This is a genomic window from Pseudomonas sp. (assembly GCF_026224925.1).
Lineage (GTDB): Bacteria > Pseudomonadota > Gammaproteobacteria > Pseudomonadales > Pseudomonadaceae > Aquipseudomonas.
In genome coordinates this window covers 1-4,294 of sequence record NZ_JAMFRV010000785.1, presented here as the reverse complement: position 1 = coordinate 4,294, position 4,294 = coordinate 1, and the positions used below count along the sequence as shown (strand labels likewise).

At 56.5% G+C, this 4,294-nt stretch carries 4 protein-coding genes; all 4 read left to right on the top strand.

What is annotated here, in order from left to right; all coding sequences use genetic code 11:
• Positions 1–279: 279 nt before the first annotated feature.
• A complete protein-coding gene (locus M0974_RS33000; RefSeq protein ID WP_297846495.1) occupies positions 280–1,065 on the top strand; it encodes an outer membrane protein OmpK in 786 nt (261 codons plus the stop codon).
• A 62-nt stretch (positions 1,066–1,127) separates the two neighbouring features.
• Entirely contained in the window at positions 1,128–2,423 is a 1,296-nt protein-coding gene (locus tag M0974_RS32995; RefSeq protein WP_297846493.1) for an NCS2 family permease, read from the top strand.
• Positions 2,420–3,508 (top strand): tRNA (uridine(54)-C5)-methyltransferase TrmA, encoded by a 1,089-nt coding sequence (trmA, locus tag M0974_RS32990; protein ID WP_297846491.1) that lies wholly within the window; start codon positions 2,420–2,422, stop codon positions 3,506–3,508. Before M0974_RS32995 ends, trmA begins: the two co-directional genes overlap by 4 nt.
• A gap of 133 nt (positions 3,509–3,641) precedes the next feature.
• On the top strand, positions 3,642–4,294 hold a 653-nt coding region (locus tag M0974_RS32985), incomplete at its 3' end, for a neutral zinc metallopeptidase (protein ID WP_297846490.1).

The following is a 4,294-nucleotide window of genomic DNA, read 5'->3' as shown; positions in this document are numbered from 1 at the left end:
CTCTGTTTTAACGCGTTAGCGACTGCGCTACGTTCGCGACAGGCAGGCTGACCGATAAATAGGCACGTAGTCCTGCACTGAAATTTCATTCGTCTTTCTTGACCAACTGGTTAAGTATTCTCTGGCCTTCAGCGCTGTTCGAGGTGTCTTCTTACCTGGCGTATCGGCTCTTGTTCTACGCAGCCGTTTAATGTTGGCCCAGTTTGTGCTTTATCCGGAAAAGCTGACTATTTGGTCGGCTTTTTTTCTGGACTTGGCGCTATATTGGGAAGTTAGTTGATGACACGTATTTGCTCTGCTTTATTGCTTGCAGGTGGTCTTTTTGCTGGGGGGCAAGCCGTCGCCGGAGATCTACTTCAGTGGCAAAACAATAGCCTGACGTACTTGTATGGTGGGAACTTTGCGGTTAACCCTGAGCTGCAACAGACCTTCACTTTCGAGCACGCTGACAGCTGGAAGTACGGCGATAACTTTTTTTTCGTCGACAAGACTTTCTACAACGGCAAAAAAGACAGCAACGCCGGCAACAGCAGCTATTACGGTGAGTTCAGCCCGCGCCTGTCGTTCGGCAAGATCCTCGACAAGAAACTGGAATTTGGGCCGATCAAGGACGTGTTGCTTGCCCTCACGTACGAGTTTGGCGAAGGCGATAACGAGTCTTATTTGATCGGTCCGGGCTTCGATCTGGCTGTTCCCGGCTTCGATTACTTTCAGCTGAACTTCTACCAGCGTCAGACTGAAGGCGGGCGTCCAGGCGATAACATTTGGCAGGTCACACCCGTGTGGGGCTATACCTTACCGATGGGTCGCTCAGACATCTTGATCGATGGTTATATCGACTGGGTGGTGGACAACGACAAGAACGCACGTGGGGTCTACCACGCTAACTTACACGTCAATCCACAGATCAAATACGACTTGGGCAAAGCGCTGCATTGGGGTGAGAAACAGCTCTACGTAGGTATTGAATACGACTACTGGAAGAACAAATACGGCATCGAAAGCACCTCTAATTTCGATACCGATCAAAACACCGCAAGTCTGCTGGTCAAAGTGCATTTCTAACAACAAATCAACTCGTCACCTTGAACCTTACTTACGGTGCTGAACGCGCCACGGGGAGCATCATGCTGGAAAAGCTATTTCAACTAAACGTCCATAACACCACCGTGCGCACCGAGATTCTTGCGGGCGTCACCACCTTCCTGGCCATGGCCTACATCCTGTTCGTCAACCCGAGCATTCTCGGCGACACCGGCATGGACAAAGGCGCTGTCTTCGTCGCGACGTGCCTGGCAGCGGCCATCGGTTCCGCCGTTATGGGCCTGATCGCCAACTACCCGATCGCCTTGGCACCCGGCATGGGCCTCAACGCGTTCTTCACCTACACCGTGGTGCTGCACATGGGCCACACCTGGCAAGTGGCGCTGGGCGCGGTGTTTATCTCGGCGGTGATGTTTTTCATTCTGTCGATTTTCAAGATTCGCGAGTGGATCATCAACAGCATCCCGCTGCCGCTGCGTTCAGCGATTGCGGCAGGCATCGGCTTGTTCCTGGCATTGATCGCACTGAAAAACGCCAGCATCGTGGTCGCCGACCCGGCCACCTTCGTCGGCCTGGGCGACTTGGCAAAACCCGCACCGATCCTCGCTACTCTGGGCTTTTTCCTGATCGTGGCTCTGGAAGCCCTGCGGGTCAAAGGCGCGGTGTTGATCGGGATTCTGGTGGTGACCATTGTCTCCATCGTTTTCCACTTCTCGCCGTTCGGTGGCGTGATGTCGATGCCGCCGTCGCTGGCGCCGACCTTCCTGCAACTGGACATCAAGGGCGCCTTGGACATCGGCCTGTTCAGCGTGATTTTCTCTTTCTTGTTCGTCGACTTGTTCGACAACTCCGGCACCTTGATCGGCGTTGCCAAGCGCGCGGGCTTGATGGGCAAAGACGGTTATATGCCGAAAATGGGCCGGGCCCTGATCGCAGACAGCACGGCGGCCATGGCCGGCTCGCTGCTGGGCACTTCGACCACCACCAGTTACATCGAATCCGCAGCAGGCGTCAGCGCCGGTGGCCGCACCGGTTTGACCGCCGTCGTCGTCGGGATCCTGTTTCTGTTGGCGCTGTTCTTCGCGCCATTGGCAGGCAGCGTTCCAGCCTACGCCACCGCCCCGGCGTTGATGTTTGTAGCGGTGCTGATGATGTCTGGCCTCGCCGAAATCGAGTGGGACGACATCACCGTTGCCGCACCGGTGGTGATTACCGCGCTGGCGATGCCGTTCACTTTTTCCATCGCCAACGGCATTGCGCTGGGCTTCATCTCCTGGACCGCGATCAAGTTGCTGTCCGGTAAAGCCCGAGAGCTGAACCCGGCGCTGGTGATTCTTTCCATTCTGTTTGTGATCAAGTTGGGCTGGTTTAACGCATGAGTGTTCCTTTCGACCCCGCGAGCTATAGCCATCAGCTCGCAGAAAAAGCCACGCGCTTGCGTGAACTACTGGCGCCGTTCGACGCGCCAGAGCCCCAATTATTCGAGTCGCCGCAGGAGCATTACCGCCTGCGCGCCGAGTTTCGTTTGTGGCGCGAAGACAATCAGCGCTTCTATGCGATGTTTGCGCCAGGCAACAACCACACGCCGATCCTGATCGACGACTTCCCCATCGCCAGCCAGCGCATCAATGACTTGATGCCGCTGCTGCGCGCACACTGGGAGGCCAGCGCAACGCTGAACTTCAAGCTGTTCCAAGTGGACTTCCTCACCACGCTGGCCGGCGACGCGATCATCACCCTGTGTTATCACCGGCCGCTGGACGATGTCTGGCAGGTAGCAGCGGAGAAACTCTCGGCCGAGCTAAACGTCAGCGTCATAGGCCGCTCCAAGGGCAAACGCATCGTGATTGGCCGCGACTATGCAGTGGAGGAGCTGCACGTTGCCGGGCGCACCTTCACCTATCAACAACCGGAGGGTTCCTTCACCCAGCCCAACGGCGCGGTCAATCAGAAGATGCTGAACTGGGCATACGACGCCCTCGGGCAGCGTGACGACGACTTGTTGGAGCTGTATTGCGGCAACGGCAACTTCACCCTGCCACTGGCAACCCGCGTGCGCAACGTACTGGCGACCGAGATCAGTAAAACCTCAGTTGCTGCGGCGTTGAACAACCTGGATGACAACGGCGTCAGCAATGTAAAGCTGGTGCGTTTGTCGGCGGAAGAACTGACCGAGGCCTTGAATGATGTGCGGCCTTTCCGGCGCTTGGCGGGCATTGACCTTAAAAGCTACCAATTCGGCAGCATTTTCGTCGATCCGCCGCGCGCGGGCATGGACCCTGATACCTGCGAACTGGCTCGGCGTTTCGAGCGCATTTTGTACATCTCGTGCAACCCGCAAACCCTCGCCGCCAACATTACGCAGTTGCACGACACCCACCGGATTGAGCGCTGCGCATTGTTTGATCAGTTTCCCTACACGCCGCATATGGAATCCGGCGTGCTGTTGGTCCGCAGAACTTAATCGCTGATCCCTCCTCTACCTATTCGCGTCAGGACGCAGCTGCGTATTGCGCCCCTTCCTTGCCAGACGACCGGTCTGGCGAGGTGGGTGTACAGCTACGACACTCCTTGCACAATAAATAGAGGAACTCCCCATGCTATGGAAGAAAGGCAGACGCAGCGATAACGTTGAAGAAGCACCCAGTGGGGGCGGGGGCGGCGGAATGCGCTTGGGTGGCGGCAAAGGCCTGGGATTGGTGGGCATCGTTGTCGTGGTCGCTTTTGGGTTGTTGACTGGGCAAGACCCTATGCAGATTCTTGGTCAATTGACCGGACAAATGGGGCAGCAATCCACCTCCGTAGCGCCGCAGCAACGGCAAGCGCCGGCAGCCAACGACCCACAAGTGGACTTCGTCAGGGCCATCCTCGGTGATACCGAAGACACGTGGCAGGCGATTTTCAAACAGGGCGGTCGCCAATACAAAGACCCTTCGCTGGTGTTGTTTCGTGGCCGGGTGAGTTCAGCCTGCGGCCTCGCTTCGTCCGCCACCGGGCCGTTTTATTGCCCGCAAGATCAAAAGATTTATCTGGACCTGGATTTCTTCCGCGAGATGTCTCAGCGCTTCAAGGCATCCGGTGATTTTGCCCAGGCTTACGTTATTGCGCACGAAGTTGGACATCATGTGCAGACATTGCTAGGTATTTCAGGGAAGATTCAAGCTGCCCGCCAACGTGGTGAACGTATGGAGGGCAATAATGGTTTGCTGGTGCGTCAGGAACTGCAAGCGGACTGTCTTGCAGGTGTCTG

Excerpts from the sequence above, each read along its gene's own strand:
- M0974_RS33000 (WP_297846495.1), top strand. The coding sequence starts at position 280 with ATGACACGTATTTGCTCTGCTTTATTGCTTGCAGGTGGTCTTTTTGCT.
- M0974_RS32995 (WP_297846493.1), top strand. The coding sequence starts at position 1,128 with ATGCTGGAAAAGCTATTTCAACTAAACGTCCATAACACCACCGTGCGC.
- trmA (WP_297846491.1), top strand. The coding sequence starts at position 2,420 with ATGAGTGTTCCTTTCGACCCCGCGAGCTATAGCCATCAGCTCGCAGAA.